Raw genomic sequence first — 19,574 nt, 5'->3', positions numbered from 1 at the left:
GCCGGTAGTGCCGGCAACGGCCGCATAGCGCAGGGGCAGGATGGTGAAGGTGCGCGTGCAATGGACGGCGGGCCCGCTGGCGAAGGGGGCTTCCAGGGCCTCGCAGTTCTGCCGAGTGATTTCGAGCAATTTGTTGAAGTCGAACATCCGATGTCCTTAGCGAAGCTGTTCATGCAGGTGGGTTTGTACCGACTCGACGAGCGACGTTTGCTTGTCGAGGGCGTCATTGATGGCGGCTTGCCAGACGGGATCGCTCGTCAGGCCCTCACCCAGCAGCGCCATGAAGGTCACATAGGCAATCTGGTCTTCCTGCCGTACGAGGCCTGATTCACGTGCAAAGGCCAGGAGCCTCTGCGCGAGGCCCAAACGTACGACATGACATTGTTCAGGTTTGCCACTCGTGCGCAGGGCGTGCTTGAGCTGGTCGGCAAGCCCATAGGCCAATGAATCTCCTGCCAATGCCTGCCAGCAGGCCTGATCAAGCCTGAGGCCATCGAGCGTTCTGGCCTCAGGCCGGTCGCCGCCGGAAAAGTCGTACCAGAGTTGCCGGGTGGCATCGGGGTAGGGCACCCACCAGGTATGGATAGGGGCTAGCCAGTCGAGGATGTCGGGCAGATCCTGGCGAGCGTGCAGCACACGCAGGCCCTGCTCGGTGTGATAGCGCAACAGGTAGCGATGACCGTCCGGGGCCAGAAGAGTGTTGGCTTGTGCCAGATGTGCGGCCAGGTCCTTGGCCGGCAGCGCGCTGACGATCCAGCCACAGATGGCATCCTTGCACAGGTCGGTGAGCTGCCAGAAAAAGTCGGACTGGCCCTGCAAACGGGCGCTGGCGTCTGGAGCGCACAGGACCGTACCGACCTGCTGCAAATGGCTGAGCGCCTTCTGCGGCATCAGTGAGTGCAACACCTCTTTTCGCTGCCCGAGCTTTTCCAGCTGTTCGTCGTCAAGCCGTGACAGTTCGAGGAGGGTGGATAGCCGATAGCGCTCCGATTGATACAAGGGAGCCAATAACCGGTCGTAGAAGGTACCTTTCATTAGCCTTCCCCTTCCATGCGAACGACATTTCGACCCTCTGCGATGGCCTTGAGCAAACAGCTGACGCAAATGGCTTCCCCAGGCTCCGGGGTCGCGTTGATCGCCAGTTGGCGTGAACCGCCTGCCGCTGTCTGGGTTACCGGGCCTTTGATGTTTATCGCGATGGCGTCGAGCGTCATGCCGCTTGCGTCGAGACGTAGCGTCGCTCCTGGCGCCTTGATGACAAGGCTTTGCGATACGCTGAGTTCAATGACCTGGGTTTCATGGCGAATGGCTTGTCCGGCCATCAGCGCGACATGACCGGCCACCTGTTGCTCCAGATTGCCGCCAACATCTACCGAGTGATTTGCGGTGGTCTTGTCATAGCGATGATTGCCGACCTGTTCGGTGCGATCCTGGCCGGTAATGATGGTGCGGTGGCGACCGACCTCCAGCGTGTCATCCTGGCCAATTTGCTCATGACGATCTCTGCCGATTACCAGATGCTCGTCATTACCCACTTCCTCGCTACGGTTGCGGCCTAGAGTGATCTGTTCATCTCGCCCGACTCGTTCAGAGCGATCATTGCCAACCTGCGTGGTCTCATCATGCTTGACCACATTGTTCTGATCCCGCTGCGCATGGATGAACACCTCTTCCTGCCCCAACTCATCCTCGAAACGCAGCTCGTTGAAGCCTTGCCCCTTGTGGGTCTTGCTCTTGATGGTCATGCGCGTGCGGTGCTTGGGCAGTTCGTAGGGCGGACGCTGGTTGCCGCAGTAGGTGCGGCCGGTGATCATCGGCTGGTCGGGATCGGCGTTGACGTACTGGATGACCACGTCCTGGCCGATCCGTGGGATGGCCATGGCGCCCCAGCCGCCGCCGGCCCAGCCCTGGGACACCCGCACCCAGCAGGAGCTGTACTCGTTGTCGCGGCTCTCGCGGTCCCAGGGGAAGCTGACCTTGACCCGGCCCCACTCGTCGCAAAAGATCTCCTCGCCCTCGGGGCCGACCACCGTGGCCATGTGCGGGCCGTCGATGCGTGGTTTGGGTGGCGCCTCGGGGCGCCACTCGATGCGCCCGGGCACCAGCAGGGCCTTTTGCGTGTAGCGCGTGCCTTGCTCGGCGCCGGCGGCTTCCTCCTGCAGGCTGGTGAACTGCGCGCCCTCGTGGCGCACGCTGGCCACCCGCCAATGCATGTTGAGGTCTGCGCGGGGGTGTTCGACCAGGTCGAAGCTCAGGCCCGGCTGCAGGCGCACGTCATCGCCCTCGACCTCGGCGATGCGCGCATCGTGGCGCAGGGCGGTGAGACGGGTGCGGGTGAAGGGGAGGCCGACTTCGTCGCGCTTGTAGCGGCCGGGGTAGTCGAAGCGCTCGTAGTCGTCGGCCTGGTGCTGCAGGTCGCTGGCGTTGAACTCCTGCTGCAGGTGGTAGGCCGGGTGGGTGAAGGAGTAGTCGCGCTGCACCTGGCGGGCCGTGCGCACCTGCTCGCGGTAGTGCAGGCGGCGCAGGCAGGGGCGGGCCTGGTCGCCGCCGCTGTTGGCGTGGTAGAGCACGGCCAGCGGGTCGGGGTAGTCGTCGTCAATGAAGCCTTCGTCGTCGTCATCGTCCTCGGGCTTGACCAGGCTGGAGCTGATCATGCCTAGGGTCAGCACGCGGTCGCTGACGAGCAGGCGGTGGCCCTTGGCGCTGTGGACGAAACGGTAGATGAAGCCTTCCTCGGCGGCCAGGCGGGTGATGAAGGCGAGGTCGGTTTCGCCGGCCTGGACGCAGAACTCGCGGGGTGCGTGGGGGAAGCTGTGGCCCAGTTCGAAGTCGGTGATGCGCTGGGCCTTGAACAGGGTGTCGAGGATCTGCGGCACGCTTTGTTGCTGGAAGATGCGCCAGTTCGAACGCAGCCCGGCGCGGGCCAGCTTGGGCTCGACCACGGCCTGGTAGCGGGTGCGGCAGTTGCCGGTGTCGCCCTGGCTGAAGGCGCTGATCAGGCCATGTACGTAGCGCATCGGGCGCTGGCCGCGCAGGATGGTGAACAGCGCGGGCTTGTCGAGCAGGTGGGCGAAGTCGACGTTGTCTTCGTAGCTGACCAGTTCGAGCACCAGCCGGAACGGGGTGCTGAGGGCTTCGTCCAGGGTGAAGGAGACCACCTCGAACGGGTCCTGGCTGGCCAGGGGCTCGAAGCGGTAGCTCAGTTCGGATTGATTAGGCATGGAAAGTCCCTGTCCGCATTCTGACGGTGACTGAAGCCCGGGCAGGCGCGCCTGCCCGGAACCCTGCGGTCGGGTCAGACGACGGGCGCGCGCCAGTCGTCGGCGCCTGCGGTGCCCGCGACGGTGTGATCCCAGGTGATCTTGCGGTAGGCCAGGGACACCTCGATCAACTGCGTGAAGTCGGCGTTCTCCTTGTCCTGGGCATGGGGCATGACGGTGTTGATATCGACGATGGTGGCGTCGGTGAGCTCGGTGGTGAAGAAGTGCTCCTGCTTGCCCTCCACCGAGGTGCGGTACCAGTTGACCGTGACCTTGGGCAGCATTTCACCGGACGCCAGGGCGTTGTACATCAGCGGGGTCGCCTTGTTCAGCGCACTGGTGAAGATGAACGGCTTGTGTACCCGCTGCCCGGTCGGCTGGCCGCTTTGCGGGTCGGTGGGCACGGTCACCTTGTGCTTGATTTCCTGCACCAGGATCTCGTCTTCATGGCCTTCGACAAACACGTTGCCGACGGAGTCGGAGGTGAAGGCGCCTGCGGTGAGCAGGCCTTGGGTCTTGCCTTCGATCTTGATGTAAGCGGGTGTTGGCATGGCAGATATCTCCTGCATCCATGTGGGTAAGCACGCACACGGGAAGTGGCGTGGCCATCGGGCTCGATGGGCTTGTCAACGGGGCCCAGGCCCCGAAAATCCATTGCTGCGGGCGCGCCGTTCACGGCTGCAGAAAGGTGTTCAGCGCCTCGATCGCCTCGCGGGTGAGCAGGTCCAGGCGGTAGCGGTAGTAGCCGTACAGCCCGGCCAGGGTGATCGCCGAAACCACCAGTGGGCTCCACCAGGGCCATTCGCGGCGCAGGCGCACGTCTCGCGGGGCGACGTTGGCCAGCGGGTCGCCGAAGAGGTCCGGGGGCGGGCCACGCAGTTCGAGGATGATTTCGCGCAGTTTGAGAATGAGGGCCTGCAGCGCCTCGTCGCCCTTGGGGTCGATGCCGTACTTGCCGCGCAGGCCCAGGCACAGGCACAGGTAGATGAACTCCAGGACGTCCTGGTAGCGCTTGGGCTCCTGCATCATGCGCGACAGCACGGTGAAGATCTTCTCGCCGCCCCAGGTCTCGTGGTGGAAGACGCTGAGCAGGGGCTTCTGACTCCACAGCGAGCTCTTGCCCCATGGCGTGGACATCACGGCCTCGTCGATATACAGGCACAGCGCATAGGAGTGGGCCTGCAGCTGGGCCGGCTCGTAGTCGTACCGGCGCATCTCCTCGACGATGGCGTTGATCTGGTTGTAGACGGCGTTGTAGAGAAACGGGATATCCCGGTGGCTTTCCTGCTTGCGCAGACGCATCACCAGGCCGAACAGGGGCATCGCCGCATCGATCATCTGGTTGCTGAAGGCTCCACGGAGCTGGAAGTCCGGGTCGGGTACGTAGTCCGGGTGGTCCATCGCGCTGGCGGAGGCCGGCGCGGACTGCTGTGTCTGGCTCTCGCCGGCGAGCACGCTCAGTAGGCTGGCACCCGGCTCAGTGGGGCGATTGTTGGCTGCTTCGGTCATTTCATTCGCTCCGTATCGCCCAGAACTGCAACTGGAGCCCCGGGAACTCCCCCGCGACATGCAGACCAAAGCCGTTGCTGTCCTTCATCGCGGCCCAGTTCGGGCTGCGCCGGTCGAGCTCGAAGTAGCTGAAGCCGGCATGAAACGGCAGCTCCCGCGGCGCCACGGGCATCGGTCGCAGCGCAATGCCGGGCAGTTGCAGCGGCACCAGGTCAGCCAGTGCCTCGAGGGAGGTGATCTTGGTTTTCTGCAGGAACGACTGCTGGAACGTCTCGGCGGGCAGGTCGGCATGCACCGCGAGGATGAAGGTTGCCTCGTCGATCAGGCGGCGATCGTCCAGGGTCACGGTCAGCACGCCGAACGGCTGCTCCACCAATGGCAGGGAAACGGCCCGCGGTTGCCGGACGATGCTCAGGGTACGGCGCAGTGCATCCTCCAGCGGCTTGAATGACTGGCGCAGGGCGTTGTGCCGGTAGGCTGGCGGCTCCGGCGGCAGGCGCTCGTCGTCGGTGAAGGTCAGCAGCTCGCCGCACGCCTGGCTTAGGCTCAGGTACAGCTGCTCAGGGTGGGTATGGGGCTGACGGGCCAGGTGCTGGAAGCACGGCCACCAACGGTTCATGGCTTGCAGCAGATTGAAGTCGCGGATATCGGCCACCCCCGACTGGCCGGGCGAGCCGATACGCGCCGCGAGGTTGCGCGCGCGTTCGCGCAAGGTGTTGCTGACTTCGTCGAGAAAGCGCTTGAGTGCCGGGGCGGCCTGAATCGAGACACAGGTGGGATAGAAGTCGTCGTCCAGCAGCAGGCTGCCGTCGGGCCGGCGCTCGAGGATCCAGGCAAGGGGCAGCCGGGAGTAGGCGCTGTTGTCCTCGGTCTCGCGCATGAGTTGAAGGTTGGGGACCGCCAGGTCCACCTGCACCAGGTCGCCGTCGGCGCTGTGGGTGTCCTTGATCTCCAGGGGCTGGGCACCGTAGCGGTAGTTGCCGCCGCTCTCGGGCCAGCTGACTTCGCGTCCTCCTTCGGTGCGCAAAGGCAGGCACAGGAACACCTCGTTGCGTTGCGTGCCGTCGTCGGTGATTTCCAGGGCGGGCGGCGGCGGCAGGTCGCCGGGAATGTCGAATACCGTGCCGTCCGGCATGATGCCGCGGGCCCGGGTGATGGCCACCTTGCCAAGGCTCAGGTACTCCTGATTCAGCTGCAGTTCGCTGAAACCGTAGAACGCCGCATTCAGGCTGCTGACGCGCTGCTGGACCGCGGCGTCGCTGGCCCTGGCCTGTTGCTGGAAATGCTGTGGCTTGACGAACATGCCTTCGGGCCAGAGAACTGGATTGCGTGAGCTCATGGGTGCTCCAAATAATGGGGGAGGGTGGAGACTTGCAGGCGGGGCATCAGCTTTCCTCCTGCAGCAGGATCTGCGTGCCATCGAGGGTCACGGCGAGCACGACCTGACGGCCGCGTGGCGCGATGCGTATCACCTGCCGCCAGTCGGCATTGGTGATGTCGTTGAACTTGGCGATCACGGCGATGAAGCGCGTGTCGGCGGCGATGGGCTCGAAGCGCACGAACTTGAACTGCCCCGGTGCCAGCAGGTAGTCGTCGTCGCGGATGTAGGTGCTGCGCAGGGCCTTGGCGAGGTCCTGGTCGAGTTGCGTATACAGGCTGTTGCGCAGCAGCGAGTCGTCACGCAGTTGCAGGATCTTGATCGCGACGGGCGTGGCGATCGAGGACGTCGCTTTCTGGCTGGGGGCGGCCACGTCGAACCGGACGTCCTTGGCGTCATAACTGCCTGGGCCTTCATGCTCCGTGGGTGAATGGGCCGGTGCCTGTTCGTCGTTCGGCTCCACGGGGGACATGGCTGGAAACAGCGCTTGAAGATGCTCCAGCAGACCGGCGACCTGCTCAGTCAACGCAAGCGGATCGCTCGCACGGAGGCTGACGGCATAAGGCGTGGGCTCCATTGCTTCACCGGGTACCGTCGCATCGAGGCTGTGGGGGTTGGTGTTGATGGTTGGGCTGGCGTGCAGGCTGAAGGCGACCTCGGTGGGCTGGTCCGACAGCGCACCCACCGGGATGGAAGGGTCCATCACCACCTGGCCGATCTTGCCGAGGGCCGTGCAGCCTGTGGCCGACCCGAGGGCAAGCAGGAGCGTGGCCACCCTCAGTGGATGAAGCGTCATGGCTTACCTCCGGCGATGAGTCGCTGCAGGGCGCTTGCCCCAAGCTGGGCCGGATGCTGCGGTGCAGTCAGTGCGGCCAGGGGATCCGGGGCCTGCAGTCGATCGAACAGCGTGCAGATATCGACCGGGAGACTCGCTGTACGGGGCACGGGATGCCAGGGGCTGGCCAACGAGCTGTCCAGCAGCGCTTCGAGCGCCTGCCGGCCAGGCTTGAGCAGGTCATCCAGGTTGCCGCGGATAAAGCTTTGATCGCTTGGCCCGGCTTGATAGCGGGCGTGCAGTTGATAGGGGCCGACCTGCAAGCAGTCGCCATCGCCCACGCGCACCGGCACGTCGGGGCCGGGCGGCAGCGGGCTGTCGTTGAGCAGGGTCTGGCCACAGAGGTCGATCACGCAGAAGCCGCCCTCCAGCCAGCGGATCGCACAATGAGCGGGGTGAATCCGCCGCTCGCGATCCAGCAGCAACCAGTCGGCCTTGTGGCTGCCGATGATGCCGCCATCGCGGTCGAACAGATGGCCCGCGACGACGCCGTGGTGCAGGCGATCAAGATTGTCGATGCTGAGGGCGAGTCTGGTCATGCGCGCCCCCGTATCCGCACGATCGGGCTGACTTCACCCTTGCGGTCTTCGATGAAGCTGGTCCAGCCCAGGTGCGCACCCTGCTCGCGGTGCAGGCGGAACGGTGGCAGTTCACGGGGTTTCAGGCGCAGCTCGAGGTCATAGGCCAGGCCGTCGCGGAGCAGGAAATCGATCAGTGCACGCAGTCGCTCGAAGTCGACGCCGCCGGGCAGCAGGCTGCGCAGGCGTGCCAGGTCGAGGTCGCCGATCAGCAAGGTGAACTTGCTGCTGCGGGTTCGCGTGCGGTCGCCGAGCATGAAGCTCTCGCCCAGTTGCCCATTGCAGCGGCCCAGGCGCACCACCTGGCGGTGTGAGATGGTCACCGTGCGGGTCTCGAACTCGCGGATTTGCACCGACGGCAGATCGAAGCAGTGGGCAATGATCCCGGCGACCACACCGGGTGCCCGGCTGCGGCTGGCAATGACGCCGACGAAACTCAGCAGGCGGCTCCAGGGCAACGGCGTGTCGCCACGCAGACGTTCGTCGGCGAGGCCGATCAGGGCGAAGGCGTAGCGCGAGAAGTCATCGCTTGCCCCGGTCTGGAAACGCACGTAGTAGCGGTATTTGCGCCAGATGCGGTGCAACAGGCTGAGCAGGCAGTGGTTGAAGAAATCGAACAGCGCGGGGCGCGCGCCAATGCCCTGGGCGTATTCGTAGGCCAGTTCGTCGAGGTAGTAGCTGGGCAGGGGCGAGTCGGTGCCGTGCAGCCCCAGGAAGGTGGTGCGCACGCGATAGCGCGACGGCGTCTCGGCGATCCGCTCGGCGGCCAGCACATCGGCCACTGGAAAGCTGAGCCGCGGGTCGCTGGCAAGGTGCACGCGCTGGCGTGTGGCGGTATCTGGCCAGCGCGGCTCGAGGTCGTCACCGTGCAAGCCATGCAGCCGTTCCAGCAGTTGGAAGAAACTGTGCCGGTGAGCCTCGGCGAGCAGCGTTTCGGCTAGATCAGCGGTTGTCTGCCGGTCAGCAGTGGCCATGTGTAGTGCTCGTTGTTGGTGGTATTGATCACTTCCAGCTGGTGGAAGGAGTTGATGCTCGCGTAGAGGGCGAAGAAGTGGGACAGCACGCAGCCGAACAGGTACAGATCGCCTTCGCAGAGAAAAGCCTTCTGGTCGAGCCGCAGGCGGGTACGCAGGCCGCGAATGGGCAGGCCCTTGATCAACCAGTCCAGCGGTTCGGTGTGCGCCTCGCCGATGCCGTCCAGGCGCTTGCGCGTGGTCCTGGCCTGCTGGATGTCGTGCAGGGCGGCGAAATCGTAGGCGCCGATCACCGCCTTGAGCGGGGCGGCCGAGAGCAGCGACAGGTAGTTGAGCGAGAGGTTGGAGATGAGTGTCCACTGCAACTGGCCATCCAGCACCGGGCGGTACGGACGGGTCGGCAGGCAGATGTTGCGGTAGCGGATCAACGGCGCGGTGGCCTGGTTGATGACATTGATATCGCCCAGGCCCAGCGCCATCGGCAGGTCCCGATTGGTGCAGGTCAGCTCGATCGAGGCGGTTTCCATGTGACCGATGAACTGGCTTTCGTCGCCCCGCACGAAGGCGATCTGGTGATCCAGCCCGTCACCGAGCAGCGACTGCTCGACCCGGCAGCGGTAGTACAGCGCGGTGCGTCCCTGCACATGCTCGATCTCGTGGGCGAACGACTCGAAAGGCTGGAACACCCGCAGTTGCTCGCCAGGGCTGCCATCTGCGCTGGTGCGGGTGCTGATCACCCGGTCGACGCTGAAGATTTCATGGCTGTCGCGGCGCAGGCCATGGGGGACCAGGCGATGCTGGTCAGCCGTTCCGGACAGGTCGATGGGCTCGGCGCCGTGCTCGAACAGATTGACGGCAGGGGCGCAGAACAGCCTGAAGTCATCGGGGCCGATCCGCGTCGAGCCCGGCAGTGGGCGCGCGAGGTGGAACTCGATGCGTATCGTGGAGCTGGCGTGCGCCGGCCAGACCCTGTCCAGGCCGGCCAGGCTGAAGAAGTGAAAGCGTTGCGGGAAGACCAGGTACTCCTGGAGGATCCGGTAGCCATCGAACACATTGCGCGGGTAGGGGAGCAACGCCTCGTCGGGGCCGAAGCCGGAGAAGCTCAGGTGATTGGCCGGCAGGCGACGCACCTGGCCGTCGATGGTCACGCTGATGTGCTCAAGGTATTGCGCCAGCCACAGGTAAAGGGTCTGGGCGTTGCTGCGCTCGCCACCGAGGTGGAACTCCAGGCTGTCGCAGCCCAGGGTGTTCAGCGGGCGTTGCACCTGGGTCTCGAGCTGGAGGTGAATGACTGAGCTGTCGGGCGTCAGGGTCGCGCCCACCTCACCGAGCGTGAAGGGGTAGAGCTTCACCTCGGTGCAGGTGCGGAATTCGCAATCCACGCCATCGACCGGCCGGGAAAACAGACGTGAGCCTCTGGGAACGATCTGGGCTTGGCTGAGCGAAGCGTCCAGGGGCGAGAACTGAATGATCGTCGCGCTGGGCAGGGGGCGCAGGTAATTCGGCCAGAGCAGCTGCAGCATGCCATGGGTCAGCTCCGGCACCTCGTCCTCGAGTTTCAGGCGCAGCTTGGCGATCAGGAAAGCGAAGCCTTCCAGCAGGCGCTCGACACCGGGATCGCCACTGTCCTTGCCCAGATAGCGGCTGAGCTGGGGGTTGTCCCGCGCAAAGTCCTCCCCCAGTTCGCGCAGGTAGCGCAGTTCTTCGCCGAAGCGGTCCTTCAACGACATGGCCTACCTCACCTGGGTGTTGCGGTTGTGGCCGTTGACCAGCAGTTCGATCTGCAGCTGTTCGGCGTGGTTTTCCACCCGCACTTGGCAATCCAGGCGAAAGTGCAGTTCCAGCGGGTTGTCCGCGTCCGGTTGCCCCTGCAGGTTCAGCACCTGGATCCTCGGCTCGTAGTGTCGGATCGTGCGCTGGATGTCCGAGCTCACCTGACGCAGCAGGTCGCCGCTGCCCTGGTCATGGCCGTTGAAGTCGCGCAAGCCGAGGTCGGGGCTGCTCTGCGAGCAGCCCCGACGGGCGTTGAGTAGCGTCTCGAGGTGGCGTTTGATCCGCTCGACGGTGCGCCCGGTGCTTTCTCGGCGGCCAGCGGCAGCGTCGCTGGCCAGGCGGTCGAAGAGGCTGCTCATTGGGTGTCGAGCCGGCCGACCAGGGAGATCTCGAAGTTCGCCCCCATGTACTTGAAGTGTGGGCGCACCGCGAGCGAGACCTGGTACCAGCCCGGATCGCCCGCGACGTCGGTGACTTCGATCTGCGCGGCACGCAAGGGGCGGCGACTGCGGATGTCGGCCGAGGGGTTTTCCTGGTCGGCGATGTACTGCTTGAGCCAGCGGTTGAGCTCACCCTCGAGGTCGTTGCGCTCCTTCCAGCTGCCGATCTGCTCGCGTTGCAGCACCTTGATGTAGTGGGCGAGCCGGTTGACGATGAACAGATACGGCAGCTGGGTGCCGAGCTTGTAGTTGGTCTGTGCCTGCAAGCCTTCGGACGTTTTGGGGAACTGCTTGGGTTTCTGCACCGAGTTGGCCGAGAAGAACGCGGCGTTGTCGCTGTCCTTGCGCATGGTCAGGGCGATGAAGCCCTCTTCGGCCAGCTCGAACTCCTTGCGATCGGAGACCAGCACCTCGGTCGGGATCTTCGCCTGCAACTGCCCAAGGGCCTCGTACAGGTGCACCGGCAGGTCGTCCACGGCGCCACCGGATTGTGGGCCGATGATGTTCGGGCACCAGCGATAACGGGCAAAGCTGTCGTTGATGCAGCTGGCCATCAGGAAGGCGGCGTTACCCCACAGGTAGTTCTGGTGTCGAGCGTCGATGTTTTCGTCGTAGCTGAAGCTGCTGATGGGGTGTTCCTGGCGGTCATAGACCGAGCGCAGCATGAAGCGCGGCAGCACCAGGCCGATATGGCGGGCATCTTCACTGTCGCGCAACGATCGCCACTTGGCGAAGCGTGGTCCTTCGAAGATGTCCTTGACCTCCTTGAGGTCAGGCAGGTCCTCGAAGCTGCTCAGGTTGAAAAACTCGGGAGCTGGGGCGGTGATGAAGGGGGCATGCGACATCGCGCCCACGGAGGCGACATAGCTCAGCAGCTTGATGTCAGGCGAAGAAGGGCCGAAGTTGTAGTTGCCGATCATGGCCGCCACGGGCTCACCGCCAAACTGTCCGTAACCAGCGGTGTAGACATGTTTGTAAAGCCCGCTGCAAGTGATGTCCGCGGCATTGTCGAAGTCATCGAGCAAGTCGCTCTTGCTGACATGCAGGACTTCCAGCTTGATGTTCTCGCGAAAGTCGGTACGGTCGACCAGAAGTTTCAATCCGCGCCACGCGGACTCCAGCGCCTGGAATTCGGGCTGATGAAGAATGGCATCCATTTGTTTGCCGAGAAGTCGGTCGACCTCGGCAATCATCTGGTCGACCCGATGTTTGTTGACCAGTTGGTCCGGGTCATCGGTTTTCAGCATCTCCGATATAAAGGCCGCCACGCCTTGCCTGGCGATCTGGTATCCCTCCTGGCTGGGTACCAGCATGGTTTCGACCATGATCTGGTCGAGCAGTGTCGAGTTGCCGATGGTTTCAGTCGTGGTATCGGCAGTGGTTGTCGTGTTGTTGGTGGTTGACATCCGAGACGCTCCGTTGTCTATGTCATATGCCATCTGTCAGAAGTGCGTTTTCATTCCGCTGGCGGGGCTTCGAGTACCAGGTCCAGCTCCTGCGCGAGTTGCTTGCGTGCCTGCTGGTCCGTCAGCAGGTGCTGCAGGTGCCGGCGAAATGCCGGGACATTGCCCAGCGGGCCTTTCAGGGCGACCAGGGCCTCGCGCAGCGCCAGCAGCTTGTTCAGCTCCGGCACCTGGCGGGCAATCTGGTCGGGGCCGAAGTCGTTGATCGTCCTGAACCGCAGCTCGACCGCCAGCTCGGCGTCGGCGACAGGGTTGAGTGCCGAAGGGACCGAGAGGCTCAGCTTGACGTCGGCATCCTTGAGCACGCTGTCGAAGCTGTGCTTGTCGATGCGCATGGGCTGGCGGTCCTCCAGGTTGCGGTTGTCGACCAGGCCGAAGTCACCCAGCACCAGCATCTTGTGGGGCAGTTCAACCTCGGCCTGTTGATCCCCCGTGGCGGGAACATATTTGATGTTGATGCGCTCTTTGGGCGCGACGGAACTTGAGTTTCTGGACATGATGTAAGTTTATTCCTGATGCTGAGGTTTGTGGGGTGTTGTGCTTGTGGGAAGTTTTTTAGAATTTTGTAGGAGGGGTCCTACATATTTATTTTTTTATATACGCGTTAATGTTTCGGTGCTGTAAATTGCCTTTAGACGATGCTGAAATGAAGTAATCAAAGTCGAGCCTAAAAATGTAAAAAAATATTTGATTGTTTGTGATGGTTAGGTTGTTCTAGGCTTGCGTCAAGTCTGTTGTTTAGCGATGGCCAATTGGCTTTTTTCTATTGCTTCGCATGTTTTTAATAAGAAGTTACATCGAGCCGTGAGGTCTAATTCTGGTGTGCAATCCATATAGTTGCGTGCTTGGTCTGGCATTGTTCGCGCTGCTGGAACCGACCTTTGCAGCCCCCGTGCGAGACTGCACGGGGATTGTTTCCAATGTCGAGCGCCTGGCGTGTTTCGATGAAGCGGCGGGGACGCCGGCGCGCGTGCCGGCAATCGGCAGGCGATGGTCGGCCCCGGAGCTCGATGCCCCGAGCGTGGCCCGAGTGATGGCCAACGAGGCCCGACGAGCGCCCGACAATCTGGCATTCATCCTGGGGTCCGAGGACGACAAGCGGACAGGGCGGCGGCAGGTAGTGATTTCCGCACCAGCTATCGCAACCTCCGAGCCGCGCCCCTATCTTGCCGTGAGCTGTGTACAGAACATCTCCAGGCTGCAGTTGCTCACTGCCGAACCCGTCCAGGGCAACCGGGTGACCCTGCAACTGCGCACGGAGCACCGGTCGACCCGCTCGCTTGCCTGGCAGGTGCTTGAAAATGGCCAGGTGCTGGATGCCGGTCGCGGTTTGCCCGCCATCGAACAGATCAAGGTACTGCAGGGTGCCCAGCGCATCCTTGTGGTCAGTGATCATCCGGCCCTGGATGGCTTGCGTTTCGATGCGCAGGGGTTGGACCCGTTGATCGACCAGGCGCGCACAGCATGTCGTTGGTAGCGCCGGTGTCGACCGAGGAGGTCGCCAGGTTGCTGGCGCCCGTCGACTCGCTCGCGCCAGCGGGTTATTTCGATATCGAGGATGAAACCTACCAGGCGATCGATCAGGAGATGGTCAAACTGGGAGGGTTGCATGAAGCCGCCATCGATTGGCCCTATATCGAGGAGGCCTCCCGTCAGTACCTGAGCGGCCAGTGCAAGCACTTGCGCATCGTCGGGCACCTCAGTGTCGCCTGGCTGCGCACGGGATGCTGGGAGCGCTGGTGTTGCACGCTGGCGTTGCTGGCAGGCATGGTCGAGCACTATTGGGAAAGCGCCCATCCCAAGCCAGGCCCCAAGGGCTTCCTGGGCAAGCGCAAGCTGATCGGGCTGCTGCTCGGGCGCCTGTCGGCGGCGCTGCCCGGCCTCGACCGCTTCAGTTACACCCCGGCCTGCAAGCAGGCTGCCCAGCAGGCATTGGCCTGCCTGCAACAGCAGGCGCCCCTGGCGCAGCTCGATCCTGCCGCGCTGAGCGAACTGGAGCGTGCACTGCTCAAGCAGGCCGAGCAGGCGATGGGGACGGCGCAAACCAATCGCAAGGAATCTTCACCACCCCAGACGCCCGCCGCACCGCTGACCGATGTGTTTCGACCTGCCAGTACCAGTATCTCCCTGGGTAATGAACGTGAGACTCGCCGTGCGGTACTGGGTATGGCCGAGTTCATCAATCAGCAGGATATCTATGATCCGACGGGCTACCAGCTGAGGCGCTTCGGCCTGTGGGCGCATATCCAGACGCTGCCCTCCACGCGTCAGGGGCTTTGCACCGAGTTGATGGCGGTGCCTGCCGACATTGTCGGCGGGTACGAGGACGCGCTGTCTGCTTCGGCGCTCGACCCGACCCTGTTGATGAAAGTCGAGCGAAGTGTCGCGGCCGCTCCTTACTGGATTCGCGGCAGCTATCTGGCGGCGGGCATCGCCACGCGCTTGGCAATGAATGAAGTCGCCGAGGCCATTCGTTGCGCCACCGCCAGGTTCGTACGGCGCCTGCCGGCGCTTGAGCAATTGTGCTTCAGCGATGGCACCGCGTTTGTCGATGACCAGTGCCTGGCCTGGCTCAGGGGCAGCCAGGCAACGCTGGCAGGGGATGGCGCCACTCAAGCGTTCATCGGCCTTCGCGGGGAGCTGGCCAGCCAGCTCGAGGTCGAGGGCGTGGAACCGGTGCTGTTGAAGCTGCAAGGGCTGCAAGCGGACTACCGGTCACCACGCGAGCGTTGCCACAGCACGGTGATCGCCGCCGATCTGCTGGCCTCACGGGGCGTGTCCTGGCTCGCCCAGGAGCTGTGCGCGAATGTCGCCCGCACCATGCGTGGCATGACTGCCGAGGCGTGGGAGCCCGAGGTCTACCAGCAGTTGCAGCAGTTCGCCGCGACATCAGGGTTGAACGATCAGAACAGGGAGTCTTGAACCGCCATGAGCAAACTCTGGGCGCTTTTCAAACGTTGGGGCCTGCCGCTGGCGTCCCGAATCAATATGGCCATGCCGCTGTTGCTGGGGCTTGGGGCGGTGTTGCTGCTGGTGCTGATCTGGTGGCTCGGGCCGCAATGGCAGTGGCACGGGCAGCAGCCGTTGGCCAGCCTGGCGCATCGCAGCGTTGCCACCCTGCTGCTGATGTTGTTGCCGTTGCTGATCTGGCTGTGCGTGTTGCGTGCGCGCTTTCGCCGGCTGCAGGCTGAACGCCAGCGGGATATCGAGGCGAGCGCCGATCCGATATTGCCTGTGCTCATGGCACAGCAGCGCGCCCTCGATGCGGGGCTGGCAAGCTACCTGGAGCATGCCGGCGGGTATGGTGCGTTGTATCGGTTGCCCTGGTATCTGCTGCTGGGCGACGAGGGCGCGGGCAAGACCAGTCTGATGGAGCGCTCGGACCAGCGCTTTTCCCTGACGCGGATCGGCAAGGTTCAGGCACACGGGCGCCAGGACGAGGCGTTGGCCTATCCCGTGGATTGGTGGATCAGCGACGATGCGGTGGTCATCGACCCGCCGGGGGCGCTCATGACCCGGCAGGCCCCGGTCGGCAACCTGCCCGATACGCTCGACAAGGCCAAGCCGGTATTGCCGGCTGGCACCCAGGCCCGGTTATGGATGGACCTGCTGGGTTGGCTGGCCCGCACGCGCAGTCGCAACGCCCTCAATGGCGTCGTGCTGGTCGTCGATCTTGCCGCCTTGCAGTTGGCCACGCCGCAGCAGCGCATGGCCTTGGCCCAGGTTTTGCGGGCTCGCCTGCATGAAGTGAGCAACCAGTTGGGCGCGCGTTTGCCTGTGTATGTCGTGCTGAACAAGTTCGATTTGCTGGATGGCTTCGAGCAGTTGTTTGCGCGCCTGACGCAGGCCGAGCGTGAGCGGTTGCTCGGATTCACCTTCAGGCTGGATGCCGTCAGCGCCTTCGATGCCTGGCTGGATGAGCTGACCGAACAATACGATTGGCTGGTGAGGCGGACCGAGGAGCAGGTGCTCAATGACCTGGGCGTGCTGGGCAAGGCCGACCTGCGTGAACGGCTGGTGTCGTTGCAGGGCCAACTGCTTGGCCTGCGTCCGATACTGCTGGCCTTCCTGCGCGAGATGCTGGTGAGTGATCGCTTCACCACGCCTGCACTGGTGCGGGGCGTATATCTGTCCTCGATGCTTCAGCAGGGCCAGGTGCTCAACGCCTTCCAGCGTAATGTGGCCCATCCCTTCAAGGCCGATGCGCCGGTCAGCGAGGGCAAGCCCCAGGGCAGGCAACAGGCGTACTTTGCTCAACGCCTGTTCAAGCAGGTGGTGTATCCGGAGGCCGGACTGGCCGGCGACAACATCAGGGTGGCGCTTGGCAAGCGACGCCTGCTGTGGGTTGGCTCGGGTGTCGGGGCATTGGCGCTGGTCGTCATGGGCAGTGCCTGGCAGCGCTACTACGAGGCCAACAGTGACAAGGTGGCCAAGGTCCTGGATATAAGTCGGGCATTCGCCCGCCATGAGCTGGATCAGCGGCTGGACCCTACCGGCCGCAACCTGCTGGCGCCACTGGAGCAGATTCGCGAGGCAGTGTCCGTGTTTGGCGACTATCGATCAGCCTGGCCGGTGGTGGCGGACCTGGGGCTCTACCAGGGGCGCCTGCTGGGGCCGCGGGTCGATGAGGCCTACCTGAACCTGTTGTCCAGGCGCTTCCTGCCAGCCGTCGCCAGCGGGGTGATCGATGCCATGGATGCCGCGCCTGCGGGCAGCGAGCAGCAGATGGCCGCGCTCAGGGTGTACCGGATGATCGAGGACCGCCACAACCGGCGGCCAGAATGGGTCGAGCAGTGGATGGCCCGGCAATGGCAGGCGGCCTTCCCTGGCCAGGGGCAACTGCAGCAGGCCCTCATGCGTCACCTGCAATACGCCCTGGCCTATGCCGATACCGAGCTGCCGCAGTTCCGTCAACGGCTTGGCCAGGCCCAGCAAGTCCTGCGTGCGGTGCCAATGGCGCAGCGGGTGTATGTCAGCCTGAAACGGCAGGCCCAGGAGCAGTTGCACCATGGCCTGGACCTGCGCCACGAGGTCGGGCCTGCCTTCGATTCGGTGTTCCAGCTCAGGTCCGGCGACGCCCAGGTGCCCGCTGATCTGTTCCTGGCGCCCATGCTGACGGCCAAGGGCTTCAGCGAATACTTCACGCCTCGCAGCGTACAGGTCACTGACCTGGCTATGGTCGATCAGTGGGCGCTGGGCGAGCGCCGCCAGCTTGACTATTCACCGGCTGATCGCGAAGTACTGATCGAGGGGGTCCGCAATCTCTACAGCGCGGACTATATCGACAGCTGGCGGCGAGCCCTGAATGCACTGGCGATTGCTCATTTCCGCGACCTGGAGCATGGGGTCTCGGTGCTGGGGCAGTTGACAGGTCCGGCAGAGCCCTTGCGTCGACTGCTGGAGAGCGTGCGCGCCAATACGGCGATGTCCACGCTGGCGGACAACGCAGAGGCGCCGAATCTGGCGGGGCCGGCTGTCGACCAGCATCTGGTCGGTATTCGCCGGGCCTTCTCGGGCTTGAACGACATGCTGCAGGCCAAAGGGGACAGGCCCAGCTATTACGATGAAACCTTGAGCGCGATTGCCGCCGTCCATGACCAGGCGAGAGGGGTGCAGGACAGCCCCGACAGGGGCAAGGCCGCTCTGCAGGCAGTGCTGCAGCGTTTTTCGATGAGCGGCGCGGATCCGATTGCCACCTTGCAGCGGGTTGCGACAGGGCTGCCCGATCCGGTCGCCCAGCAGGTGAGGGCCGTGGCGGACCAGACGGCGCAAGTGCTGGTCGTCGAGGCGCTGCGTGAGCTCGAGCGGCGCTGGGATGCCGACGTCTATAGCTTCTTCCAGCAGCGGCTGGCAGGACGATATCCCTTTGTGGTTGGGGGTGCTGATGCCGCCCTCGATGATTTCGAGGCGTTCTTCGGACCCAAGGGGCGTCTGCAGCAGTTTCAGGAGCGGTACCTGAACGCATTTATCAAGGACAACCTCGACGCGCTGTACGCCGACAATCAGGATGGCTACCTGATCCGCAACGAAGTCATCGAGCAACTCGCCCTGGCAGACCGCATCCGCGAAACCTTCTTCGACCCGCGCGGCAACCTCGGCGTGCAGTTCAGCATTGAGCCCCTGGGGCTCAGCGCCAACCAGCGCACCAGCCTGTTGGACCTCGATGGTCAACTGGTCTCCTACACCCATGGGCCCAGCCAGATCACCGGGGTGATCTGGCCCAACACGCTCGGCCAGCAGGTGCGCAGCAACCTCACCCTGCTCAGGCTCAATGGCAACAGCAGCAGCCTGGAATACCGGGGCCCCTGGTCGATGTTCCGTCTACTCAGCCGTGGCGCCCTGAATGGCCGCAGCGCCACCGCGGTGGACCTGAGCTTCAAGACCGGAGACGGCGTGATGCGCTATCGGCTGAGTTCGGAGAAAGCCTTCAACCCGATCACCCAGCAGCCGTTCAAGGGCTTCAAGCTGCCGCGTACCTTGCTGCAGCAACCCGTCGTCACTGCCCGGGACGCGATTTGAGCAGGGGCTCATAATGGACAAGAAACGGAGAGCTTTCCGGCACCACACCACCCGATAGTACCCCGTGCACCCTGCACCCATCTTCAGGACGAGGTACTCATCATGCAACTGGCCGGCAAAGTGGCAATCATCACCGGCGCCAGCTCCGGTATCGGCCGAGCCGCGGCGACATTGTTCGCCCGGCACGGCGCCAACCTTGTGCTCACGGCCCGGCGCCAGGCCGAACTCGAGCAATTGACGGCGGACATCGCGGCGGCCGGGCAAGGCCGGGCTATCGCCGTGGCTGGCGACATCACCGATGCGGCGTTGGTCAGGGAACTGGTAGACGTGGCGGTGGCGCGCTTCGGTGGCCTGGATATCGCCTTCAACAATGCCGGTACCCTCGGTGAACTGGCCGCCGTCCCCGAGCTGTCCCTGGAGGGCTGGCAACACACCCTGCACACCAACCTCACCAGCGCCTTCCTCTGCGCCCAGGCGCAGATTCCGGCGTTGCTGGCCCGTGGTGGTGGCTCGCTGATTTTCACCTCGACCTTTGTCGGCCACAGCGTGGGCATGCCGGGCATGGCCGCCTATGCGGCGAGCAAGGCCGGCGTGGTCGGCCTGGTCCAGGTCATTGCGGCGGAGCAGGGCTGCCGTGGCATACGCGCCAACGCGCTGCTGCCCGGCGGTACCGATACGCCCATGGGCCGTAGTGCGATGAACAGCCCCGAGGCCCGGGCCCATGTCGAAGGGCTGCATGCCCTCAAGCGTCTGGCCCGGCCGCAGGAGATCGCCGAGGCGGCGTTGTTCCTGGCGTCGGAGGCATCGAGTTTCATGACCGGGGCGGCCATGCTGGTGGATGGCGG

Annotated in this window: 16 protein-coding genes; 4 read left to right on the top strand and 12 right to left on the bottom strand. The window is 64.0% G+C overall.

The features are described from left to right. Window positions 1–156 precede the first annotated feature (156 nt). The 12 genes from CC207_RS05930 to tssB all read right to left on the bottom strand — a co-directional run bounded on the left by CC207_RS05930 (window position 157) and on the right by tssB (window position 12,707). The gene (locus tag CC207_RS05930; protein ID WP_088851724.1) at window positions 157–1,035 is read right to left on the bottom strand and encodes a DUF4123 domain-containing protein; all 879 of its coding nucleotides are present in this window, start codon (window positions 1,033–1,035) and stop codon (window positions 157–159) included. Next, window positions 1,035–3,221, bottom strand: a complete 2,187-nt coding sequence (locus CC207_RS05925) for a type VI secretion system Vgr family protein (protein WP_088851723.1) — start codon at window positions 3,219–3,221, stop codon at window positions 1,035–1,037. The genes CC207_RS05930 and CC207_RS05925 overlap by 1 nt, the downstream gene beginning before the upstream one ends. A 74-nt stretch (window positions 3,222–3,295) precedes the next feature. Next, complete coding sequence (locus CC207_RS05920) at window positions 3,296–3,811, bottom strand: Hcp family type VI secretion system effector (protein ID WP_028691395.1); 516 nt, start codon at window positions 3,809–3,811, stop codon at window positions 3,296–3,298. Between the two features lie 121 nt (window positions 3,812–3,932). Continuing rightward, a complete protein-coding gene (gene icmH, locus CC207_RS05915; protein ID WP_178080952.1) occupies window positions 3,933–4,769 on the bottom strand; it encodes a type IVB secretion system protein IcmH/DotU in 837 nt (278 codons plus the stop codon). Between the two features lies 1 nt (window position 4,770). Then, window positions 4,771–6,108 carry a type VI secretion system baseplate subunit TssK gene (gene tssK, locus CC207_RS05910; RefSeq protein ID WP_028691397.1) on the bottom strand — a complete coding sequence of 446 codons (1,338 nt, stop codon included), beginning with the start codon at window positions 6,106–6,108 and terminating at the stop codon, window positions 4,771–4,773. Between the two features lie 46 nt (window positions 6,109–6,154). Continuing rightward, on the bottom strand, window positions 6,155–6,943 hold the full coding sequence (tssJ, locus tag CC207_RS05905) for a type VI secretion system lipoprotein TssJ (protein ID WP_028691398.1): 789 nt from the start codon (window positions 6,941–6,943) through the stop codon (window positions 6,155–6,157). Then, a complete protein-coding gene (locus CC207_RS05900) occupies window positions 6,940–7,521 on the bottom strand; it encodes an FHA domain-containing protein (RefSeq protein ID WP_088851722.1) in 582 nt (193 codons plus the stop codon). Before CC207_RS05900 ends, tssJ begins: the two co-directional genes overlap by 4 nt. After that, window positions 7,518–8,534: a type VI secretion system baseplate subunit TssG gene (gene tssG / locus CC207_RS05895; protein ID WP_028691400.1), complete on the bottom strand. Its 1,017-nt coding sequence runs from the start codon at window positions 8,532–8,534 to the stop codon at window positions 7,518–7,520. The genes CC207_RS05900 and tssG overlap by 4 nt, the downstream gene beginning before the upstream one ends. Beyond that, window positions 8,498–10,264, bottom strand: a complete 1,767-nt coding sequence (gene tssF / locus CC207_RS05890) for a type VI secretion system baseplate subunit TssF (RefSeq protein ID WP_088851721.1) — start codon at window positions 10,262–10,264, stop codon at window positions 8,498–8,500. The genes tssG and tssF overlap by 37 nt, the downstream gene beginning before the upstream one ends. A gap of 3 nt (window positions 10,265–10,267) precedes the next feature. Next, window positions 10,268–10,666 carry a type VI secretion system baseplate subunit TssE gene (gene tssE, locus CC207_RS05885; RefSeq protein ID WP_062360944.1) on the bottom strand — a complete coding sequence of 133 codons (399 nt, stop codon included), beginning with the start codon at window positions 10,664–10,666 and terminating at the stop codon, window positions 10,268–10,270. Next, window positions 10,663–12,153: a type VI secretion system contractile sheath large subunit gene (gene tssC / locus CC207_RS05880; protein ID WP_088851720.1), complete on the bottom strand. Its 1,491-nt coding sequence runs from the start codon at window positions 12,151–12,153 to the stop codon at window positions 10,663–10,665. The genes tssE and tssC overlap by 4 nt, the downstream gene beginning before the upstream one ends. A gap of 50 nt (window positions 12,154–12,203) precedes the next feature. Next, window positions 12,204–12,707 (bottom strand): type VI secretion system contractile sheath small subunit, encoded by a 504-nt coding sequence (tssB, locus tag CC207_RS05875; protein WP_028691404.1) that lies wholly within the window; start codon window positions 12,705–12,707, stop codon window positions 12,204–12,206. Window positions 12,708–13,066: 359 nt separating this feature from the next. Between tssB and vasI the strand changes: the two genes are divergently transcribed. From vasI to CC207_RS05855, 4 genes are all read left to right on the top strand, one after another. Then, entirely contained in the window at window positions 13,067–13,687 is a 621-nt protein-coding gene (gene vasI / locus CC207_RS05870) for a type VI secretion system-associated protein VasI (protein WP_232108907.1), read from the top strand. Then, window positions 13,675–15,132 carry a type VI secretion system protein TssA gene (tssA, locus tag CC207_RS05865; RefSeq protein ID WP_088851718.1) on the top strand — a complete coding sequence of 486 codons (1,458 nt, stop codon included), beginning with the start codon at window positions 13,675–13,677 and terminating at the stop codon, window positions 15,130–15,132. Before vasI ends, tssA begins: the two co-directional genes overlap by 13 nt. Before the next feature lie 6 nt (window positions 15,133–15,138). Next, entirely contained in the window at window positions 15,139–18,729 is a 3,591-nt protein-coding gene (gene tssM, locus CC207_RS05860; protein ID WP_088851717.1) for a type VI secretion system membrane subunit TssM, read from the top strand. A gap of 102 nt (window positions 18,730–18,831) precedes the next feature. Continuing rightward, window positions 18,832–19,574: SDR family oxidoreductase (locus CC207_RS05855; protein WP_088851716.1), on the top strand; the 743-nt coding region annotated here is incomplete at its 3' end.

It is taken from the genome of Pseudomonas sp. DrBHI1 (genome assembly GCF_002205115.1).
GTDB lineage: Bacteria > Pseudomonadota > Gammaproteobacteria > Pseudomonadales > Pseudomonadaceae > Aquipseudomonas > Aquipseudomonas mosselii.
This window is presented reverse-complemented; position numbering and strand designations above follow the sequence as displayed.

Excerpts from the sequence above, each read along its gene's own strand:
- CC207_RS05925 (WP_088851723.1), bottom strand. The coding sequence starts at position 3,221 with ATGCCTAATCAATCCGAACTGAGCTACCGCTTCGAGCCCCTGGCCAGC.
- tssM (WP_088851717.1), top strand. The coding sequence starts at position 15,139 with ATGAGCAAACTCTGGGCGCTTTTCAAACGTTGGGGCCTGCCGCTGGCG.
- tssC (WP_088851720.1), bottom strand. The coding sequence starts at position 12,153 with ATGTCAACCACCAACAACACGACAACCACTGCCGATACCACGACTGAA.
- tssE (WP_062360944.1), bottom strand. The coding sequence starts at position 10,666 with ATGAGCAGCCTCTTCGACCGCCTGGCCAGCGACGCTGCCGCTGGCCGC.
- tssJ (WP_028691398.1), bottom strand. The coding sequence starts at position 6,943 with ATGACGCTTCATCCACTGAGGGTGGCCACGCTCCTGCTTGCCCTCGGG.
- tssG (WP_028691400.1), bottom strand. The coding sequence starts at position 8,534 with ATGGCCACTGCTGACCGGCAGACAACCGCTGATCTAGCCGAAACGCTG.
- CC207_RS05900 (WP_088851722.1), bottom strand. The coding sequence starts at position 7,521 with ATGACCAGACTCGCCCTCAGCATCGACAATCTTGATCGCCTGCACCAC.
- CC207_RS05920 (WP_028691395.1), bottom strand. The coding sequence starts at position 3,811 with ATGCCAACACCCGCTTACATCAAGATCGAAGGCAAGACCCAAGGCCTG.
- tssA (WP_088851718.1), top strand. The coding sequence starts at position 13,675 with ATGTCGTTGGTAGCGCCGGTGTCGACCGAGGAGGTCGCCAGGTTGCTG.
- icmH (WP_178080952.1), bottom strand. The coding sequence starts at position 4,769 with ATGACCGAAGCAGCCAACAATCGCCCCACTGAGCCGGGTGCCAGCCTA.
- tssB (WP_028691404.1), bottom strand. The coding sequence starts at position 12,707 with ATGTCCAGAAACTCAAGTTCCGTCGCGCCCAAAGAGCGCATCAACATC.
- tssK (WP_028691397.1), bottom strand. The coding sequence starts at position 6,108 with ATGAGCTCACGCAATCCAGTTCTCTGGCCCGAAGGCATGTTCGTCAAG.
- tssF (WP_088851721.1), bottom strand. The coding sequence starts at position 10,264 with ATGTCGTTGAAGGACCGCTTCGGCGAAGAACTGCGCTACCTGCGCGAA.
- CC207_RS05930 (WP_088851724.1), bottom strand. The coding sequence starts at position 1,035 with ATGAAAGGTACCTTCTACGACCGGTTATTGGCTCCCTTGTATCAATCG.